The sequence below is a fragment of the Streptococcus sp. KCJ4932 genome (assembly GCF_004352745.1).
GTDB lineage: Bacteria > Bacillota > Bacilli > Lactobacillales > Streptococcaceae > Streptococcus > Streptococcus ruminicola.
In genome coordinates this window covers 18,815-35,646 of record NZ_SJWW01000001.1, presented here as the reverse complement: position 1 = coordinate 35,646, position 16,832 = coordinate 18,815, and the positions used below count along the sequence as shown (strand labels likewise).

At 38.2% G+C, this 16,832-nt stretch carries 14 protein-coding genes; 9 read left to right on the top strand and 5 right to left on the bottom strand.

Annotation, left to right across the window (positions count from 1 at the left end):
• Positions 1-2: 2 nt before the first annotated feature.
• Complete coding sequence (locus tag E0E02_RS00190) at positions 3-2,369, bottom strand: HAD-IC family P-type ATPase (RefSeq protein WP_133017498.1); 2,367 nt, start codon at positions 2,367-2,369, stop codon at positions 3-5.
• 204 nt (positions 2,370-2,573) lie between these two features.
• Here E0E02_RS00190 and E0E02_RS00185 point away from each other — a divergent pair, with 204 nt between their 5' ends.
• From E0E02_RS00185 to E0E02_RS00170, 4 genes are all read left to right on the top strand, one after another.
• A complete protein-coding gene (locus E0E02_RS00185) occupies positions 2,574-3,266 on the top strand; it encodes a response regulator transcription factor (RefSeq protein WP_074564159.1) in 693 nt (230 codons plus the stop codon).
• A complete protein-coding gene (locus E0E02_RS00180; protein WP_133017598.1) occupies positions 3,238-4,719 on the top strand; it encodes a HAMP domain-containing sensor histidine kinase in 1,482 nt (493 codons plus the stop codon). The genes E0E02_RS00185 and E0E02_RS00180 overlap by 29 nt, the downstream gene beginning before the upstream one ends.
• A gap of 201 nt (positions 4,720-4,920) precedes the next feature.
• The gene (locus E0E02_RS00175) at positions 4,921-5,223 is read left to right on the top strand and encodes a hypothetical protein (RefSeq protein ID WP_074602537.1); all 303 of its coding nucleotides are present in this window, start codon (positions 4,921-4,923) and stop codon (positions 5,221-5,223) included.
• A gap of 212 nt (positions 5,224-5,435) precedes the next feature.
• Entirely contained in the window at positions 5,436-6,044 is a 609-nt protein-coding gene (locus E0E02_RS00170) for a TVP38/TMEM64 family protein (protein ID WP_133017497.1), read from the top strand.
• Positions 6,045-6,083: 39 nt separating this feature from the next.
• On the opposite strand, the gene E0E02_RS00165 is transcribed toward E0E02_RS00170, so the two are convergent.
• From E0E02_RS00165 to E0E02_RS00150, 4 genes are read right to left on the bottom strand one after another with little or no spacing between them, the layout of a single operon-like run.
• A complete protein-coding gene (locus E0E02_RS00165) occupies positions 6,084-6,731 on the bottom strand; it encodes an amino acid ABC transporter permease (RefSeq protein ID WP_006532766.1) in 648 nt (215 codons plus the stop codon).
• A 12-nt stretch (positions 6,732-6,743) separates the two neighbouring features.
• A complete protein-coding gene (locus E0E02_RS00160; RefSeq protein ID WP_133017496.1) occupies positions 6,744-7,451 on the bottom strand; it encodes an amino acid ABC transporter permease in 708 nt (235 codons plus the stop codon).
• Between the two features lie 15 nt (positions 7,452-7,466).
• A complete protein-coding gene (locus tag E0E02_RS00155; RefSeq protein WP_133017495.1) occupies positions 7,467-8,279 on the bottom strand; it encodes a transporter substrate-binding domain-containing protein in 813 nt (270 codons plus the stop codon).
• Between the two features lie 10 nt (positions 8,280-8,289).
• Positions 8,290-9,054 carry an amino acid ABC transporter ATP-binding protein gene (locus E0E02_RS00150; protein WP_039696508.1) on the bottom strand — a complete coding sequence of 255 codons (765 nt, stop codon included), beginning with the start codon at positions 9,052-9,054 and terminating at the stop codon, positions 8,290-8,292.
• Between the two features lie 311 nt (positions 9,055-9,365).
• On the opposite strand from E0E02_RS00150, the gene yycF reads away from it, so the two are divergent.
• The 5 genes from yycF to smc all read left to right on the top strand — a co-directional run bounded on the left by yycF (position 9,366) and on the right by smc (position 16,830).
• Positions 9,366-10,076 carry a response regulator YycF gene (yycF, locus tag E0E02_RS00145; RefSeq protein WP_039696509.1) on the top strand — a complete coding sequence of 237 codons (711 nt, stop codon included), beginning with the start codon at positions 9,366-9,368 and terminating at the stop codon, positions 10,074-10,076.
• The gene (vicK, locus tag E0E02_RS00140) at positions 10,069-11,421 is read left to right on the top strand and encodes a cell wall metabolism sensor histidine kinase VicK (RefSeq protein ID WP_133017494.1); all 1,353 of its coding nucleotides are present in this window, start codon (positions 10,069-10,071) and stop codon (positions 11,419-11,421) included. Before yycF ends, vicK begins: the two co-directional genes overlap by 8 nt.
• Positions 11,422-12,231, top strand: a complete 810-nt coding sequence (locus E0E02_RS00135) for an MBL fold metallo-hydrolase (RefSeq protein ID WP_133017493.1) — start codon at positions 11,422-11,424, stop codon at positions 12,229-12,231. It begins immediately after the preceding gene.
• A 221-nt stretch (positions 12,232-12,452) separates the two neighbouring features.
• Positions 12,453-13,139, top strand: coding sequence for a ribonuclease III (rnc, locus tag E0E02_RS00130; RefSeq protein ID WP_020917219.1), 687 nt, complete (start codon positions 12,453-12,455; stop codon positions 13,137-13,139).
• A gap of 151 nt (positions 13,140-13,290) precedes the next feature.
• A complete protein-coding gene (gene smc, locus E0E02_RS00125; RefSeq protein WP_133017492.1) occupies positions 13,291-16,830 on the top strand; it encodes a chromosome segregation protein SMC in 3,540 nt (1,179 codons plus the stop codon).
• Positions 16,831-16,832 lie beyond the last annotated feature (2 nt).

Here is a 16,832-nt window from a genome sequence, read left to right as displayed (position 1 = left end):
GATTAATCTGCGAACAGTTTTTGAATAGCCAAACGGCATTTCGAAAGAGCGCTCGGGATATTTTCAAATAAGAAAGTCAAGCTTCTCATCACGGTTACTTCAGCAAGAGCAAAAATAAGGCAAAGCACCATGCTTTCGTTGCTGAATTCATTTAGCATGAATAGTGAGCGTAGCGAAGGAATAAGACTACAAATAATGAAACCAGCAAAGCAAGTGATAAAAATAGAAATCTTATACTTGTTGAGAGGTCTTGAAACATTTCTCAAAATCAAGAAACCGACAACAGCAAGTAGATAAGTACTAGCAATACCAATATCGCTTTGCGGAATGTCAAACAATTGACCGAATACAACCAAGCAAGCAATGGCTGAAAAAGAAGTAAGCGAAGCTGGAAGAGCTGTCAGAATAGTTTCTTTTAGGAAGTTCTGATTTTTCTTGATAGTGTTTGTTTCTAATGACAGTAAGAATGCTGGAATCCCGATATTGAACATTGAAATGAGAGAGACTTGAGTAGGAGCAAGGGGATAAGTAAAAATCGTAATGATTGAAAAGATAGCTAGCAACATTGAAAAGATATTCTTGTATAAGAATAAGGTTGCTGAACGAGTGATGTTATTAATAATTTGGCGACCTTGAGAGACAATATCTTTCATTCTTGAAAAATCTGAGTCAAGCAAGACCACTTGGGCTGCTTGACGAGCTGCTTCGCTACCACTTCCCATTGCAATTGAGCAATCAGCTTCTTTCATCGCTAAGATATCATTGACACCGTCTCCAGTCATTGCGACTTTGTATTTGTTCTTTTTGAAGGCAAGCACTAAATCTTTCTTTTGTTCAGGAGTCACTCGCCCAAAAATGGTATGACTTAGCGCAGCTTTTTCAATGTCTTCCTTAGTTTTTAAAGTACTGGCATCGATGTAGTTTTCTGAATCTAAAATTCCTGCTTGGTTAGCAATTCTTGAAACGGTTAGAGGGTTATCACCAGAGATGACTTTAATGGCAACGTCGTTTTCATTGAAGAATGAAAAAATTTCTTTAGCATTTGCTCGAATATCATTTTGGATAGCTACAAATAGAAGTGGTACAGCATGATCTTTGGTCATTTCAACTAAAGCTAAGATGCGTTTACCGTCTGAGGCATATTGAGTGAGTTTGGCTTGATTGACTTCTAGCATGTCCTGATTTAGTAAGATATCTGGAGCTCCTAAACGATAAGTGGCATTTTCTGTTTTGATTTGAGAATATTTGACTTTGGATGAGAATGGGGTTGCTTCAGCATTTTTAAAAGCTTCTTTCGAGGTGAAATATTCTCGCAGAGCTAGCATTGTGATGTTAGAATCAGAAATGGTGTTGATGTATTTAGAGAGGATTTCTTGGTTAGTGGCTAAATCTTTTTGAGCGACATGCTCGGGTAAGACAAGATCCGTTACAGTCATTTTATTGGCTGTGATGGTTCCTGTCTTATCCACGCATAAAATGTCAACACGAGCTAAAGATTCAATACTTTTCATATCGTGTAACAGAACTTTTTTCCTAGCCAATTTCATTGCACTGATGGCAAGAGCAACAGTTACCAGTAAATAAAGCCCTTCAGGAATCATCCCAATCAAAGCACCGACTGTTGAGACAATACTGTCACTAAATGTTTTGTGATTTAAAAACAATGATTGGCTAAATAAGGTGATACCAATGGGAATAATGATAATCCCAGCAAATTTGATGATGCCTTCGATAGCACGAATCATATCTGTTTTTTTGTGTTTAACTTCTTTAGCTTTTTGCGTTAGTTTGGCGGCATACGAATCGTTTCCGACTGCGGTTAGTTTTGCGAGGCATTTTCCTGAGATAATAGAACTACCTGATTTTAAATTGCTACCGATGACTTTTTCGATTTCATCTTCTTCACCTGTTAGAAGAGATTCGTTGACGGATACTTTCCCATCAACTAAAGTGGCATCGGCAGGGATTTGTCTTCCTTCATCTAGTAAAATGATGTCATCAAGCACCAATTCATCAATAGGGACAGATTGGTATTTTCCATCTCTGATAACTTGATAGGATGATTTTGAAATGACATTCAGCTGGTCTAATACTTTTTTAGAGCGCAGTTGTTGAGCGATTCCGATGATAATGTTAATGATAATAACAGGTAAAAAAGTTAAACTTTTAAAAGAACCAGCGATAATCAATAATAAGGTGATAATGGCAAAGATTAAATTGAAGTAGGTGAAAACATTTTGGCGAATGATAGAGCTTGTTGTTGCCGCATTTTCGTCGACCATTTTATTATTTTGACCATTTTTTAGACGTTCTTCAACCTCTTTGATTGATAAGCCAGAAATCTTATTTGCTATCATTTTTTCATCCATTTTTGCTATCTCCTGAAATCTAATACTAAAAAATCTAATAATTCTTACTAGGTCAGGGTAATTCTACTTTACTTTTTCAGGGAAATCAAGGAAAAATAGGGGCTCAAATTGTAAGATTTTTGTGGCAAGTTTAGCTAGCTTTGGAGCTTTTGAGAGGAATTATGGTATGATGAAGGTAAGAAATTAAGCAAGTCGAGGTGTTCTATGGCAAAGGTTTATGTAGCAGATGATGAGAAGAATATTCGTGATTTGATTGCTTCATTTTTGCGTGATCAAGGCTTAGAAGTTGAGGTCTTTGAAACAGGTGACCAATTGCTCTTACGTTTTATGGAGGAAGAAGCGGATGTGGTTATTCTTGATGTCATGATGCCAGGAACAAGTGGTATTGATATTGCGGCTATGTTGCGCAAACGCTCTGAGGTGCCTATTATTCTTTTAACCGCGCGTGATAGTGATGATGATTTTGTGAAGGGATTTTCAGCTGGGGTTGATGATTATTTTACCAAACCATTTTCACCCTTGAAATTAAGCTTGCGCGTCAAAGCTATTTTAGCGCGCCAACCAGTCGTAAAAGATGGTGTTAATGAGGAAGCTAAACCACTCACTTATGAAGGCTTGGAGATTTCTGACAAAGAACGCTCAGCTAGTTATCAAGGAAAAATGATTAAGCTAACGAACACAGAATTTGAACTCTTGAAAGTATTGTTGTCGCACAGCGAGGAGGCTGTTTCACGTGATGACCTTTTGCGTCTGGTTTGGGGCTATGAAAGTGACGTCGAGACACGTGTGACAGATGATACCATCAAACGCCTGCGTAAAAAATTGAGAGGGGTTGAGAGTCATGTCCTTATTGAAACGGTTTGGGGCTATGGGTTCAAGCTCACGAAAAAAGATTAAGAAAGACAATCACTTGACGAAGAAAAAAAGATGGCAATCGCGTTTTCGAACGACCCTGTTTTTGCAGCCATTGACGATTTTGATTACTTCCTTCGCCATTATTTTGCTAGTCTTTAATGGTTTGTTAAAGTTGTTTCTGGCTGAAGAAGCTTTTACAGCGATTCAAAATCAATACGATACTTTAGATGCACTTTATGTCGGTGAGGATTTGCCAAAAATTTCAGATGGTAACATCTTTGAAACTACTTATGCCATCGTTGATGAAAAGTTTGACATCAAATATATTTCAGCATCAACTTATGATTTGTCTGAAAAGCAAATTTCTGAGAAAGTCGTTGATTACTTTTCAGATAACAAGTCGATTGATTGGTTTGATGATGAATTTGATAATAGTTCGCAGCATTTTAAGAAGGTTAAGGTCTATGATTCGACTTATATGGTTAAGATGCAAGAATACCCTGGTACCTTTTCAGAAAGTTATATCAAGCAAGATAGTGATGACAGTAAGTCGCAAAACTATTATGTCTTTGTCTTTGCCAATGTCACTCCGATTGCGGACTTTGAAACCTATATCAATTATCTTCTGCTTTCGCTGATGGTGATTGTTGGTTTGATTGCTATCATAACTATCTTCTTAACCTCACGGAAATTAGATAAGCATTTTGGTGCTTTGAAATCTTACATTTTACGCGTCGGTAACCGTGAGGGTGATTTGCAGCCAGAAAATTTTGCTTACCGTGAATTTAACGAAGTTGGTCAGACTGTTGAGAAGATGAATGACATGATTGATGCTAACCAGCGCAGTCAGCAACTCTTTTTCCAAAATTCTTCTCACGAGTTGCGCACTCCGCTCATGTCCATTCAAGGTTATGCAGAGGCTATTAAAGAAGGAGTGGCTGCGGATGACCAAGAAGCTGCTAGTGTGATTTTAGACGAAAGCAGGAAAATGGCAGAGCTGGTTGATGATATTTTGACTTTGTCCAAAATGGAATCCGCTCAGCAACCTTTGAAACTAGAAAACTTCAATATGGTTGATTTACTTTACGATGTGAGTTGGCACTTAAAAGCTAAAGCAGATGCGCGTGGTCTTGTCTTTGAACATCGATTTGCTTCTGACTATCTAGATATTGAAGCTGATGAAAAGCTTATCGAGCGAGCTATTGCTAATATCTTATCAAATGCGGTTCGTTACGCTAAAAAGACAGTTAGCATTTCTTGTGAATTGTTAGAAAATCAAATGCTTGAAATTCGCTTATCAAATGATGGAAAAGCTATTTCTGATAAGGATAAAGCTCATCTTTTTGAACGCTTTTATAAAGGTGAGGGAGGCCATTTTGGTATTGGACTTGCCATCACTAAGGACATCATTGATCGCCATCACGGTGAGATTCAAGTGACTTCAGATGACCAAGAAACATGTTTTATCATTAGACTTCCACTGCGACAATATTAGAGAAATCCCCATTTAGATTAAGTATCTAGATGGGTGTTTTTCTTTTCTTACACTTTTGTAAGCGGGAGATTCCTTAAAATAAGATAAACTAAATTGAGGCCAAAACTTGCCACACTTTTGCCACAGCTTTTCGAGACTTTATCCAAGCTTTCTCAAGTAATCTTCGTTATAATATGGTTACAATATTGAAGCGAGGAAAAGATGAAAGGAATTAAGAAGTATTGGGCTATTCTTGTCTTACTTGGTTCACTTGCTTTGGGGCTTTTAGGAACTTATGCTTATCATCAATTTGGCTATAAGTTAACGACAAATGAGATCAAACAAATTGCTTACCAAAACGCAGGAATTAAGAGTAAGGATATAAAATCACAAGAATTTGTAAAAAGTAGAACTGGTTTAGCAGCAACTTATGTGGTTAAACTAGAAACAAATTCAAAATCATATGCCTATACTATCAATGCTTCCTCAGGTTCTATCATCGAACGACACTACAAGAAAAAATAAGCCTTGGCTTGGTATTGGTAAAGAATGAAATGAAAGAGGAATTCAAACTTATTGCTGAATTGAATGTAATATCAAAATGAAAAAGAAGATTATATATGTATTGCTATTAATCGTTTTGCCACTTGCTTTGATTAGTTACCTTTTAGAAGTATTTGGGTTAAAACTCATCAGTTGGCGACGATAAGACTACGACAATTAAGGGAGGGGATGCGATGACAGAAACAGGATCACAGAGAAAATACATTCAGATTTTAACTGGAATTGGATTTATTATCTCCATTGCTTTGTTTGTTTTCTTCAAACAACACCCAGCTTACTTCCAAGTTGGCGGGCTTTTCCAAAGTTATTTAGGAAGTTTGGGTCTCTTTGCACCGCTGATTTTTATGGCTTTGCAAGTGGTTCAGGTGATTTATCCGATTGTTCCTGGTGGGATGACCAGTGTGATTGGTTATATTGCTTTTGGTCCGATTTGGGGATTCGTCTATAATTTCACCGGTATCTTTATTGGTTCTCTTATCGCCTTTGCTTTAGCGAGACGTTACGGAGAAACATTTGTGAAGGCTTTTGTTTCCCAAGAGACTTACGATAAGTATATTGGTTATCTTGACAAGAATAACGGGAAATCTTATGCGATGATTCTTGGAGCTGCTTTTGCTCTACCTGGTTTCCCAGATGACTTTCTTTGCATGGTTTCTGGGCTATCGAAAATGTCGTTTAAGAAATTCGTTACGATTTTCCTGATTACAAAACCTGTCACACTCTATCTCTATACGATTATTGGTTACAAAGGACTTAGCTATTTGCTTACTTTATTCCAATAAAAAAAGCTCCAGCTTTAAAGCTGGAGTTTTTTTGTTGTTTTATTCGGCTGCTTTTTCCCATTTTTTAGCTAAACGACGTGAAATAGTCGAAATGCTAAAGTTAATCACGAAGTAAATAGCTGCGATAAGAGCATAAAGGGTAAAGACTTGACTGGCTTCGAAATAGCGCCCCATCAAGATTTGGCTTTTACCGAATAATTCTTGAATAGCGATAACAGAGTAAAGAAGTGAAGTATCTTTAATCACTGTTACAAATTGTGAAATGATAGCTGGCAACATTTTACGAAAAGCTTGTGGGAAGACAATGTAGATAAAAATCTGGAAGTTTGTCATTCCTTGAGCTAGACCAGCTTCTGTTTGCCCATGGTCAACACCATTTAAACCACCACGAATGATTTCTGCAAGAGCAGCAGAGGTAAAGACAGTGAAGGCTGTGATACCAGCAGGTGTTGACTTCATTTGGAAAACAAGAAAAATAATGAAAATCCAAAGCAAGTTTGGTACGTTGCGGACAAATTCAATATAGATACTTGAAATCAAATGAAGCACAGGATTTTTCCCATTTCGCATGACAGCAAGAACTGTTCCGATAAGCGTTGAGAGTACAATGGAAATAAATGAAATATAAATGGTTAGCCACAATCCTTGGAGGATGAAGCTAAGGTTGGTCGGTGTTAATACTGACATTTAATTCTCCTCCTAAAGTGAATATGATTTTTTATTTTCTTCTTCTTTGTGGCGTGCCCAAGTTGCTAGTGGGAAGCACATGATGAAGTAAAGGAGTGCCGCACCAGCAAATGCAGGAACATAGTTGGTTGTTTCGTAAGCCCAAGCTTTGGCTGTGAACATGATATCTGCTCCAGAAATGATGGCAACAGTAGAAGTATTTTTAATCAAGTTAACCACTTGGTTAGTCAGTGGTGGCAAGATAGTTCGCACAGCTTGTGGCAGGATAATCAAACTCATGGTTTGACTATAAGTGAATCCTTGTGATAGCGCGGCTTCTGTTTGCCCTTTTGGAACTGCTTCGATACCTGAACGAATAACTTCGGCGATGTAAGCCCCGTGATAAACACCCACACAAAGGACTGCTGTAAAGAATGTCGAAATCATGACAAGCCCATTAGTCATAATGGCAAGACCATAATAAACGAAAACAAATTGTACCAAAAGTGGGGTATTTTGAAAGACTTCTACATAAACACGAGCGATGGCTTTTAAGACTTTGCTTTTTGATGATGACATAGCTCCGAAAATAACTCCGAGTACAAAGGCTAAAAGCAAAGCACAGAAAGACATCCCTAAAGTATATAGAAAGCCCTTAGCAAATTCACCAAAGTTGGCAAAGAAATCTGCCCAACGTGAGAGGGCAAATGGACTCGCGGCTGCGGTTGTTAATAAAAACATGTCAATTCTCCTCTCTTAATTATTTTCTGCTTTTGCAGGTTTTAAATCATATTTATCATAAAGTTTTTGCAGGCTACCATCAGATTTCCACTTGGCTAGCAAGTCGTTGACATAATCAATGGTTGCTTGGTTAGATTTTTTAGCTGCGATACCGTATTCTTGAGTATTGAAACCTTCATCGATAATGGCAGTTTTTTTGCTGACATAACCAGTCAAGATTGACTTATCAACGGAGAAAGCATCGATACGTTTCGCGTGAAGTGAAATAGCGAGTTCTGGGAAAGAACCAAGTTGAACAAATTTGAATTTTAAGTTATGTGCTTTTCCGTATTCTTCAATTGTCAGTTTAGTTGTTGAACCTTGAGCTACTCCGATAGTTTTACCATCGAGGTCAGAGATTGTTTTTAAACCTTTACCTGTATTAACTAAAAAGCCAATCTCGTCATAATAGTAAGGATTTGAAATAGCATAGGAAGCTTTACGCTCATCAGTAATTGTATAAGTAGCAATCAAAAGATCGATTTGTCCGTTATCAAGAAGGGCTTCACGAGTTTGAGTTGTAACAGCTGTGTAAGCAACTTTAACACCAAGTGTCTTAGCGATTTTTTTCGCTAAATCAATTTCCATTCCTTCATATTTGCCGCTCTCAGCTGAATAATAGCCGAAGTTTGGGACGTCTTGCTTGACACCGACTTTAAGAACGCCAGCATCTTGGATTTTTTTAATCTGCTCAGATGTTGTATCAGCAAAAGTTTTTGAAGCAGTGAAAAAGCTCATAAAGAGCAATGAGAGACTAGCTAGAACGGCTAAACAAATTTTTTTCTTCATAAGAGACTCCTTATTTCTGAGAGACATTATCACTAGTGTGGTTAATGACTTTACTCAAGAATTGTTTAGCGCGTGGCTCTGTAGGATTATCAAAGAAACCTTGAACGTCTGTTGTATCAACGAGGATTTGTCCTTCAGCCATGAAAATAATACGGTCAGCAACTTCACGAGCAAAGCCCATTTCGTGAGTAACGACTACCATATTCATGCCTTCTTTAGCGAGATTTTGCATGACAGCAAGTACATCACCGATAGTTTCTGGGTCAAGAGCTGATGTTGGTTCGTCAAAAAGTAGAAGTTCAGGTTGCATTGCTAGACCACGAGCGATTGCTACACGTTGTTTTTGACCACCAGACAGCATACCTGGGTAAGAATCTTTGCGGTCCCACATATTAACGTAAGTTAAGAATTTTTCCGCAATTTGTTCTGCCTCTTCTTTTGATTTTCCGAGTACTTTAATAGGTGCTAAGGTTACATTTTCTAACACGGTTTTATGTGGATAGAGGTTGAAATGTTGGAAAACCATGCCGACTTCTTTACGAAGTTGCACCAAATCTTTGGCAGAAGCGTTAGCTAATTCGTGTCCATTAACCTTTAAGCTACCTGTTTCGATTGATTCGAGTGCGTTCATTGTTCGGATAAGAGTTGATTTACCAGAACCTGATGGGCCAAGAAGAACAACAACCTGCCCTTTCTCGATTTCTAGGTTAATATTTCTGAGGGCGTGATAGTCGCCATAGTATTTTTCAACGTTTTTAAATTCAATAAGTGCCACACTTGTCTCCTTTTCAAAGATAAGAATTTCTTGTCAGGTTTTCTAACATCTAACAAGATGGGTTAGTTTATCTTACCACATTGCTTTGTTAACTGTCAAATATTTCAGAAAATTTAAATAAGTAATAAGGGAAAATAGATTGAATTTTAAGGTCAATTGTTACGTTCTGGTTTCAAAAGTATCCAAGGTTTCCAATTAATCTTGAATTTTGATATAATTAGGGGTAGAGGTCATTTTTGTAAATAAAATGACATAGAAATTGTTGTTTGAGAATTTTTTATTCTACTGACATAGAATTGAAGAGGTGACATATGAAAAAAATTCTTATTGTTGATGATGAAAAACCAATTTCAGATATTATTAAATTTAATTTAACTAAAGAAGGCTATGAAACTGTTACGGCTTTTGATGGCCGTGAAGCTATTGCTAAATTTGAAGAAGAAAATCCTGATTTGATTATCTTGGATTTGATGTTGCCAGAATTGGATGGACTTGAAGTTGCAAAAGAAGTTCGTAAAACAAGTCATATTCCGATTATTATGCTTTCTGCTAAAGATAGCGAGTTCGATAAAGTTATCGGCCTTGAAATCGGTGCAGATGACTACGTTACAAAACCTTTCTCAAATCGTGAATTGTTAGCACGTGTCAAAGCACACCTTCGTCGTACTGAGAACATCGAATCAGCCGTCGCTGAGGAAAATGCTTCTTCATCAAATTCTGAAATTACCATCGGCGATTTGAAGATTTTGCCTGATGCCTTTGTTGCTCAAAAACGTGGCGAAGACATCGAATTAACACACCGTGAATTTGAATTGCTTCATCACTTAGCTACCCACATGGGACAAGTGATGACGCGTGAATACCTTTTGGAAACTGTTTGGGGTTATGATTACTTTGGTGATGTCCGCACAGTTGACGTTACCATTCGTCGTTTGCGTGAAAAAATCGAAGACACTCCGAGCCGTCCAGAATATATTTTGACACGTCGCGGTGTTGGATACTACATGAAGTCTTATGAATGATACAATGGCACAGAATCAATATCTGTTTGAACAAGCCATTCTCTTCTTGCTAGCTTTTGTAGCCATTTATTTTATTCATTTGGCTATCAGAGACTATAGAACGTCTGTTAATATTCGTCGATTGAGTGGTAAGGTTCGTGAACTGATTACAGGAAAATACACAGAAGATATTATCATTGAAAAAGACAGAGATTTAGCAGAGTTAGCTGGTCAGTTAAATGATTTGTCAACTGTCTTTCGTTTAGCTCAAGAAAATCTAGCCCAAGAAAAGAATCGTTTAGCAAGCATTTTGTCTTACATGACTGATGGGGTGCTAGCGACTGACCGTTCTGGAAATATCACCATGATTAACCAGACCGCTCAAAAGCAACTAAATCTTGAGCGTGAAGAAGCTCTTGGGATGAATATCGTTGACATTCTTGGTGATGATAGCGATTATTCTTACCATGATTTGGTGTCTAAGACGCCAGAAATTGTGCTAAACCGTCGTGATGAGACGGGGGAATTTATCACTTTGCGTATTCGATTTGCCTTAAATCGTAGAGATAGTGGATTTATTTCTGGTCTGATTGCCGTCTTGCACGATACAACGGAACAAGAAAAAGAAGACCGTGAACGTCGCTTGTTCGTTTCTAACGTTAGTCACGAGTTGCGTACACCACTGACTTCGGTTAAATCTTACCTTGAGGCATTGGATGAGGGAGCTTTGAAAGAAGATATCGCACCAAGTTTCATTAAAGTTTCTTTGGATGAAACCAATCGTATGATTCGAATGATTTCTGATTTACTTAATCTGTCTCGAATCGACAATCAAACGGTGCAACTAGAAGTTGAAATGACTAACTTCACAGCCTTTATGACGTCTATTTTGAATCGTTTTGACCAGATTAAAAGTCAACACACGGTTGCTGGTAAGCAATACGAAATTGTCAGAGACTATCCAATCAAGTCAATCTGGGTTGAAATTGACCCAGATAAGATGACGCAAGTCTTGGATAATATCCTAAATAATGCCATTAAGTATTCACCAGACGGTGGTAAAATCACTGTTAGCATGAAGACAACTGAAACTCAGTTGATTATTTCGATTTCTGATGAAGGACTTGGTATTCCGAAGAAAGACTTGCCGTTAATCTTTGACCGTTTCTACCGTGTTGATAAGGCTAGAAGTCGTGCCCAAGGTGGTTCAGGGCTGGGACTTGCCATTGCTAAAGAAATTGTCAAACAACATAAAGGATTTATTTGGGCTCAAAGTACCTATGGTAAGGGCTCAACATTTACAATTGTTCTTCCGTATGAGAAGGATTCTGATATTTATGATGAATGGGAGGATGACGAGGACTAGATGTCTGAGAATGCTTTTAAATACAGTGTCTTAGCCTCCGGTTCAACTGGAAATTCATTTTATGTGGAAACGCCACAGAAACGTCTTTTGATAGATGCAGGTTTGACTGGTAAGAAAATTACCAGTCTTCTTGCTGAAATTGACCGAAAACCAGAAGATTTGGATGCTATTTTGATTACGCACGAACACTCTGACCATATTAAAGGAGTAGGAGTGCTGGCTCGCAGATACAATCTTGATGTATATGCCAATGCCAAAACTTGGCAAATGATTGATGAGCGCAACATGATTGGAAAACTTGACGCTGGGCAAAAACATATTTTTGAACGTGGTAAAACATTGACTTTTGGTGATATTGATATTGAAAGTTTTGGAGTCAGTCACGATGCTGTCGATCCGCAATTTTACCGTTTGATGAAAGATAATAAGTCATTTGTCGTTCTGACAGATACGGGTTACGTTAGTGACCGAATGGCGGGTGTGATTGAAAATGCTGATGGTTATCTGATTGAGTCAAACCATGACGTTGAGATTTTGCGTGCGGGTTCTTACCCTTGGAGCTTGAAACAACGTATTCTATCTGATCGTGGTCACTTGTCAAATGAAGATGGTGCTGATACTATGATTCGCACTATCGGCAATCGCACAAAGAAAATTTACCTTGGACACTTAAGTAAGGAAAATAATATCAAAGAATTGGCACACATGACTATGGAAAATAACTTGATGCAAGCAGATTTTGCTGTTGGTCATGACATGACTGTTTTTGATACATCACCTGATGAAGCAACCCCTTTAGCAGGTCTATAAGAACAAAAACCTAGCTCGAAAGAGCTAGGTTTTCTTGTTACCCTAAAAAACGTCCCTATAATAGAAAAGAATTACAGGGATTTTAGGGAGAATTCCCATTTTTTCTAACTTTCTGGTATAATAAAATAGTCTATAAAAAGAAAATTATTGTTTTAAATAAGCTAGTCTGGAAAAGGCTTAATTGATTAAGAATAGACCAATTCTTGAAGGGAGATTTATTTATGCAAGCTTTAGATACAAAACTTCAGCGAGACTTTGGTATCGCATTTGAAGATAAAACATTGCTTGAAACTGCATTTACTCACACATCTTACGCTAATGAACATCGCCTCCTAAACATTTCACACAATGAACGCTTGGAATTTTTAGGAGACGCGGTTCTTCAACTTTTGATTTCTCAGTATTTGTTTAAAAAATATCCGAAGAAACCAGAAGGTGATTTGTCTAAGATGCGTTCTGTTATTGTTCGTGAAGAATCATTAGCAGGTTTTTCACGCTACTGTGGTTTTGATGAATTCATCAAACTTGGTAATGGTGAAGAAAAATCTGGTGGACGAAACCGCGACACTATCTTAGGTGACTTATTTGAAGCTTTTCTTGGTGCGCTTTTGATGGACCAAGGGGTTGAAGCGGTTAATAAATTTTTGAATCAAGTCATGATTCCGCAAGTTGAAAAAGGTAACTTTGAACGTGTCAAAGATTACAAAACAACATTGCAAGAATTATTGCAAGGCCACGGTGATGTCACTATTGACTATCGTGTGTCAAATGAATCTGGTCCTGCACATGCCAAGGTCTTTGAAGTGACTGTGTATGTCAATGACGAAGCTAAAAGTAAAGGAATCGGAAAATCTAAGAAATTAGCTGAGCAAGATGCTGCTAAAAATGCGCTTGCCACTCTTCAATAAGACGTTTGAAAGGAATTCGTAAAGGCAAATGTCCAACCTGCCTAGGTCATATGATACGTGTTTGACGTAGCCTAGAAGACGATAAGAAGGTCTGTTAAGCTCTTCTTAGTTGTTAGCTCGGGAAGGTCTTTGCCTTTTCATCTCTCATTTTATGTATTTAAAAGAAATTGAAATGCAGGGCTTTAAGTCCTTTGCAGACAAGACAACAATTGAATTTGATAAGGGAGTTACAGCCGTTGTAGGTCCAAATGGTTCTGGTAAATCTAACATTACCGAAAGTTTGCGTTGGGCGCTTGGGGAATCTTCTGCTAAAAATTTACGTGGTGGCAAGATGCCAGATGTCATTTTTGCTGGAGCTGAAAACCGCAAACCATTGAACTACGCTCAAGTTGTTGTTAGCTTAGATAATTCAGATGGCTTTATCAAAGATGCTAAGGAGACGATTCGAGTAGAACGCCATATTTACCGAAATGGCGATAGCGAGTACTTGATTGATGGTCGCAAGGTGCGTTTGCGTGATATTCATGATTTGTTTATGGATACAGGTCTTGGGCGCGATTCTTTCTCAGTGATTTCGCAAGGTCGCGTTGAAGAGATTTTCAACAGTAAACCAGAAGAACGTCGTGCGATTTTTGAAGAAGCGGCTGGTGTTTTAAAATACAAGACACGAAAAAAAGAAACACAAACTAAGCTCAATCAAACGCAAGATAACTTGGACCGTCTAGATGATATTATCTACGAACTGGAAGCTCAAGTGAAGCCTTTGGAACGCCAAGCGAAAGTCGCTAAAGAGTTTATTGGCTTGGAAGATGAGCGCAAGCAACTTCATTTGAATGTCTTGGTAGAAGATATTCAAACTGATAAAGTCCGTTTGGATAGCTTGAAAGAAGACTTGGCTAGTATCAAGTCAGATTTGTCAGCTTATTATGAACAGCGCCAGCAATTTGAAAAACAAAATCAAGCCTTAAAAGAAAAACGCCACCAATTGTCTGAAGAAATGGCGACAAAACAGGCTGGCTTGGTGGATATTACAAAAGCTATTTCTGACCTTGAACGCCAAATGGATTTGATTGCCTTAGAATCAAGTCAAAAAGAAGAGAAAAAACAAGCGGCTACTAGCCAATTGGCTGAGCTTAAGGCTAGTCAGGAAAGTTTACGAGAAGAATTAGTGCAAAAAGAAGGTCAGCTCGCAAAATTAGATGACGAATTGACCGAAACTACAGCAACGATTCAAAAATTACAAGCTGAATTGGATCGCTTTTCAACTGATCCCGATCAAATCATCGAAAAACTTCGTGAAGAATTTGTTAGCTTGATGCAAAAAGAAGCTGATTTGTCTAACAAGCTAACCATGACACAGGCTGATATTGATAATCAAAAACAATTATCAGAATCAAAATCTGAAGAATTAGCACAGACACAGGCTAACTTGGAAGCGTTAAAAGCGGATGCTAAAGATGCTCTTGAAAGCTTTGAAGCCGCCCAAAAACAGGTTAAAGACCTACTTGACGCTTATCAGGAGTTGTTTGCTAAGACAAGTCAACTTGAAAAAGATTATCAAGCTGAGCAGACGAAAATGTTTGACCAATTAGATATCATTAAATCTAAGCAAGCTCGTAAGTCTAGTCTTGAATCTATCCTTAGAAACCACAGTAATTTCTACGCAGGTGTCAAATCTGTCTTGCAAGCTTCTAGCCAACTTTGTGGTATCATTGGTGCTGTGAGTGAGCATTTAAGCTTTGACCGTAAATATCAAACGGCCCTTGAAATCGCTCTTGGCGGCTCAAGCCAACATGTGATTGTTGAAGATGAGGCAGCTGCTAAACGCTCAATTGCTTTCTTGAAGAAAAATCGTCAAGGACGTGCCACTTTCTTGCCACTGACGACTATCAAAGCGCGTCATTTATCACAACAAAATCAAGCTATTTTGTCTTCTAGTCAAGGCTTCCTTGGTGTGGCAAGCGACTTGGTATCATTTGATAAACGCTTGGACAATATTTTCCAAAATCTTCTTGGAGTGACAGCTGTTTTTGATACGGTTGATAATGCTAATAAAGCTGCGCGTGCGTTGCATTATCAAGTGCGTTTGGTCGCTTTAGATGGTACTGAGATTCGCCCTGGTGGGTCATTCTCAGGTGGTGCTAATCGTCAAAATAACACCACATTTATAAAACCAGAGTTAGACAATCTTGTGGCTGAATTAAATGACCTTCAAGAAAAACAAGTCGCACAAGAAAAATTGGTTCAAAATCTTCACGAAACCTTACTAGCTAACAAAGAAGAATTAGCTAGCTTGAAAGCTCAAGGTGAAGAAGCTCGTTTTGCGGAACAAAAAGCTGAATTGGAATACCAACAATTGGCTGAACGCTTGAACGATGTTAAGCAACTCTGCAAACAACTTCAAGAAAGTGAGACTGATAACAGTTCAAATGATTTAGAATCTCAAAAAGCTCACTTTGAAGCTGAGTTAACAAAAGTTGCTGAACGTAAGCAAGAGTTGACAAGCCAGATTGACCAAATCAAAGAAAATAAAAATGCCATTACGCAAAAAGTTGAACAACTTCGTCAAGACTTGTCACAAGCAAAACTTCAAGAGCGTGAACTTCTCAGCGAACGCAAATTTGAATCTGCCAACAAGACACGTCTTGATATCAGTTTAGCCGAAAATAAAGTAGAAATGGCAAAATGTGAAGATTTACTTGCCTTTCATGCGAGTGATCAAGAAATTGAAAACTTGCCACTTCTGAAAAAACAACATGACGAAGCTGTGACAAGAAAAGCAAGCGAAGAAGAACGTTTGGTTAGCCTTCGTTTTGAACTGGAAGATTGTGAAGCTAATCTTGAAGAACTCGAAGAACAAGTTACCAAAGAAAATCAAAAAAATGAAGAATTAATCCGCAAACAAGCCCAAGTTGAAGCCCAAGTTGCTCAAGTCTCAGAACGTTTGCGTGGCTTCACACATGATTTGACAGAAGATTATCACATGACCTTGGCTGAAGCCAAAGAAGCTAGTCAGGTTGTGGAAGATATGGCTATTGCTCGCGAACGCCTGCAAGATTTGCGCCGCCGTATCAAGGCATTAGGCCCAATCAACTTGGATGCTATTGCTCAATACGATGAAGTCAATAATCGTTTGACTTTCTTAAATGGTCAAAAAGAAGATTTGGTTCATTCTAAGAATCTTCTACTTGATACCATTAACGAGATGGATGATGAAGTGAAATCACGCTTCCAAGTGACATTCAACGCTATTCGAGAATCCTTCAAGCAAACCTTCACGCAAATGTTTGGTGGTGGTTCTGCCGATTTGTCATTAACAGAAGGTGATTTGCTGACAGCAGGGGTTGAGATTTCTGTCCAACCACCAGGTAAGAAAATTCAATCCTTGAACTTGATGTCGGGTGGGGAAAAAGCTCTATCAGCTTTAGCTCTGCTATTTGCCATTATTCGCGTCAAAACCATCCCATTTGTTATTCTTGATGAGGTGGAAGCAGCGCTTGATGAGGCAAATGTCAAACGCTTTGGGGACTACCTCAATCGCTTTGATAAATCAAGTCAGTTCATCGTTGTCACTCACCGTAAGGGAACTATGGCAGCAGCTGATAGCATTTACGGGGTAACCATGCAAGAATCAGGAATTTCACGCATCGTATCCGTTAAGCTGAAAGATGCTGAAAATCTTGTGGAATAATC

What these genes read in the sequence shown, in the direction of transcription:
- E0E02_RS00180 (WP_133017598.1), top strand. Translation starts at nt 3,238, where the DNA reads ATGGGTTCAAGCTCACGAAAAAAGATTAAGAAAGACAATCACTTGACG.
- E0E02_RS00190 (WP_133017498.1), bottom strand. Translation starts at nt 2,369, where the DNA reads ATGGATGAAAAAATGATAGCAAATAAGATTTCTGGCTTATCAATCAAA.
- yycF (WP_039696509.1), top strand. Translation starts at nt 9,366, where the DNA reads ATGAAAAAAATTCTTATTGTTGATGATGAAAAACCAATTTCAGATATT.
- rnc (WP_020917219.1), top strand. Translation starts at nt 12,453, where the DNA reads ATGCAAGCTTTAGATACAAAACTTCAGCGAGACTTTGGTATCGCATTT.
- E0E02_RS00185 (WP_074564159.1), top strand. Translation starts at nt 2,574, where the DNA reads ATGGCAAAGGTTTATGTAGCAGATGATGAGAAGAATATTCGTGATTTG.
- E0E02_RS00165 (WP_006532766.1), bottom strand. Translation starts at nt 6,731, where the DNA reads ATGTCAGTATTAACACCGACCAACCTTAGCTTCATCCTCCAAGGATTG.
- E0E02_RS00135 (WP_133017493.1), top strand. Translation starts at nt 11,422, where the DNA reads ATGTCTGAGAATGCTTTTAAATACAGTGTCTTAGCCTCCGGTTCAACT.
- vicK (WP_133017494.1), top strand. Translation starts at nt 10,069, where the DNA reads ATGAATGATACAATGGCACAGAATCAATATCTGTTTGAACAAGCCATT.
- E0E02_RS00160 (WP_133017496.1), bottom strand. Translation starts at nt 7,451, where the DNA reads ATGTTTTTATTAACAACCGCAGCCGCGAGTCCATTTGCCCTCTCACGT.
- E0E02_RS00155 (WP_133017495.1), bottom strand. Translation starts at nt 8,279, where the DNA reads ATGAAGAAAAAAATTTGTTTAGCCGTTCTAGCTAGTCTCTCATTGCTC.
- smc (WP_133017492.1), top strand. Translation starts at nt 13,291, where the DNA reads ATGTATTTAAAAGAAATTGAAATGCAGGGCTTTAAGTCCTTTGCAGAC.
- E0E02_RS00170 (WP_133017497.1), top strand. Translation starts at nt 5,436, where the DNA reads ATGACAGAAACAGGATCACAGAGAAAATACATTCAGATTTTAACTGGA.
- E0E02_RS00175 (WP_074602537.1), top strand. Translation starts at nt 4,921, where the DNA reads ATGAAAGGAATTAAGAAGTATTGGGCTATTCTTGTCTTACTTGGTTCA.